General features: G+C 65.1%; 2 protein-coding genes and 1 pseudogene. 2 read left to right on the top strand and 1 reads right to left on the bottom strand.

Features of this window, described 5'->3' with window-relative positions; all coding sequences use genetic code 11:
* Positions 1-329 precede the first annotated feature (329 nt).
* Positions 330-740 carry a hypothetical protein gene (locus tag ACIQVZ_RS42380; RefSeq protein ID WP_402458519.1) on the top strand — a complete coding sequence of 137 codons (411 nt, stop codon included), beginning with the start codon at positions 330-332 and terminating at the stop codon, positions 738-740.
* Between the two features lie 208 nt (positions 741-948).
* On the opposite strand, the gene ACIQVZ_RS42375 is transcribed toward ACIQVZ_RS42380, so the two are convergent.
* Positions 949-1,260 carry a DNA-binding protein gene (locus ACIQVZ_RS42375; RefSeq protein ID WP_402458517.1) on the bottom strand — a complete coding sequence of 104 codons (312 nt, stop codon included), beginning with the start codon at positions 1,258-1,260 and terminating at the stop codon, positions 949-951.
* A gap of 996 nt (positions 1,261-2,256) precedes the next feature.
* On the opposite strand from ACIQVZ_RS42375, the pseudogene ACIQVZ_RS42370 reads away from it, so the two are divergent.
* Positions 2,257-2,463: pseudogene (locus ACIQVZ_RS42370) on the top strand (hypothetical protein); the annotation flags it as partial.

Raw genomic sequence — 2,463 nt, 5'->3', positions numbered from 1 at the left:
ATCTGCGGGACCGGGTACAGGCGGTGATCTTCGCGTACGAGTGCGGGCTGGTCGAACCGGGGTAGGCGCGGGCGGCCGTCGGGCGGGGGCCGGCGCCCGACGGCCGCCCGTGGTGAGAGGGGACGGTCTCCCCGGCTGGGACGGTGCAGCCGGTCGGCACGCGACGACGAGCGTAGGACCGACAGGACCAACCCGGCCCAAGGTTCCACGATCACCTTCAGCACCTCGCTGAGAACGCCCTCGCATCCATCCCGGCCGCCGAGGCCAACGACATCTACGTCCTTTCCTTCTTCATCGACAACGAGGACGACGATCCGCGCCGGCCGACCTTGACCATCGGCTACAACACCGAGACCCCGTACCAGCTGAGCATCCCAGCGGCCTCCGACGAAGCGGAAGCACGCTGGAAGTACGCCTTCTGGCTCCAGAACGAACTGACCGTGATCGGTGATCGCGTCGCCGACCCCGACGGAGCCGCAGCACGCCACGCATGGATCACCGAACTCGGACTTTGGTACGAGCGGCCCACCGCCCCCGACGACTGGCTGACCATCGTCGGGCCGATCGTCGCGCAGATCGAAGGCAGCTTCAACCAAGCCTGCGTCCAGCTCGCCCGTGACCTGCATACGACCGGCCTCATCGGGAGGGTCATGGGCAGAAGCGTGCCGGTGATCCTCCACGGAACCGGCGTGGTTGACCACCCCGTGCCCGTCGGCGTTGACGACGAGCTTCGGACGTGAGCGGGTAAGGTGCACGCAGAAAGTGCCTTCCTGCTGGTACGACGGAGACCTTAGACAAGCCTCATCGTCCCAGTTCAGAAGGCACTTTCGCGTTCCTGCTCACGATCTCGTCCCAGCCGGACGTGAAACGCGCAGGCTAACGAGCCGAAGTCAGTAGCTCCTCGTCGCCCAGCGACGGTGCATCGCTGGCGGCGGCGTGGTCGTCTGATCAGGGGGCGACGGGCGTCTTCACAGTCGCGCGGCGAGGACTGCGTCGGCGTGGTATCGGCCGCCCCGTACGTGGGTCGCCGGCCGAGCGCGTGGCATGGATCGCGGCGCGCTGCTCGCGGTTGGTGATGATCCGGCCACCGCGGCCGGTCCGGCCGCAGAGCGTGGAATGGTTGCGGAGGAAGCGGCGCAGCCACGAGACCGAGCACTTCAAGACATAGGCGGTCTCCTGGACCGTCATGTACTCCTGCGCGGGGTCCTCGGGGGCAATGGGCACCCCGTAGAGATCGTAAGCTTTGGTGGCCATCGTCATGTCCTTTCAGGCTGGTGTGCTTCGTCCGGATGCGGCGCGAGGATCCCCGCCTGTGTGCCAGCTGTGTACGCGTTCCGTGCGGCTCGCGTCCCCGTCAACCCTGCAGGTCAACGGTTGGTGCACCCCGGCAATCTAACCTTAGTCGGCCTCGATTGTATAGATCTGGATAGCCTTCTAGTGGTCTATCTGATGGGCTGCATGGTGTAGTTGAATGGATCTGGGTGGCCTTGTCTGGGGTCTTTCGATCAGGAGTCGACCTGTCTCACGGATGGGCCTAGCTGGCGACGGCTGGCCCTGTGGGGATGTCAGTATGGGAACTCGCGATCTCGCCCGACGTGCGTCACGTGTCAAGGCGCGCCGACTGGAGCTCTGCCCCTCGCGCTTCGCGGCCGTCGAGGCGGCAGGTACCTCCAAGGGCTGTGGCGACGAGTTGAGGAGGGGGTAGATGTTGGCGAGGTGGCCTATGTAAAGGTCGACCGGACGCTCGGGTGGGCTGCGGGGGCTGTGTTGCGGGGACTGAAGGCGCCGAGCCAGTCCTTGTTGGCTCCGCCGGCGGCGAGTCGGCATCGACCGGAGGCGGGCTAAGTGTGTATGCCGTCTGCGGAGCTGTGTTCAACGTTGCTAGGAAGGCGATGCCGAACGTATCGATCGGGGGGCTTGACGCTTCTAGTGAGCAGTTCGTGAAAGGGTCGCGGAGGTCGGGCGATATGTTGGAATGAAACGGATTCGCTTCAATTCCCGTATATTCTTTGCGCCTTACCACGGCTCAAGTAACAGAGAGACGGTGTGCGGCCTGCCGTCCGGGATTGCCGAAGATCACGTGGCCTGAAAGCGCGTGAGGCAGTTCATGGAGGCCCAGGGCCGCGATTGCCTGTCATGTCGTGGATGCCCGACCGGGCGTTCACGGTAGGACGGGTGGCGGAAGGGATCAGCGGATGGAGTGTCCGCCGGCACCCGCGCGCCGATCATCGCGATCATCGAAGTGGGAGATGACAGGTGCCGTACACGGAAGTCCGCGGGAACAGCATCCGCGTGAAGTGGTGGACCGGGCAGTGCAAGCTGGACGACGACGGCAAGCCGACGACCACGAAGCTGTACGGGTCCGCGTCCAAGAATCTGGACGGTATGCCGTTCGCGGATGAGGATGAGGCGTTCACCTTTGGCCTCGACCGGGAGTCCGACGTGCGGAACCGTCGGGGCCAG

The organism is Kitasatospora sp. NPDC098663 (genome assembly GCF_044760075.1).
GTDB lineage: Bacteria > Actinomycetota > Actinomycetes > Streptomycetales > Streptomycetaceae > Kitasatospora.
Note: the sequence above shows the minus strand (reverse complement) of the source record. Positions and strands in the feature narration are given on the sequence as shown.

What these genes read in the sequence shown, in the direction of transcription:
- ACIQVZ_RS42375 (WP_402458517.1), bottom strand. Translation starts at nt 1,260, where the DNA reads ATGACGATGGCCACCAAAGCTTACGATCTCTACGGGGTGCCCATTGCC.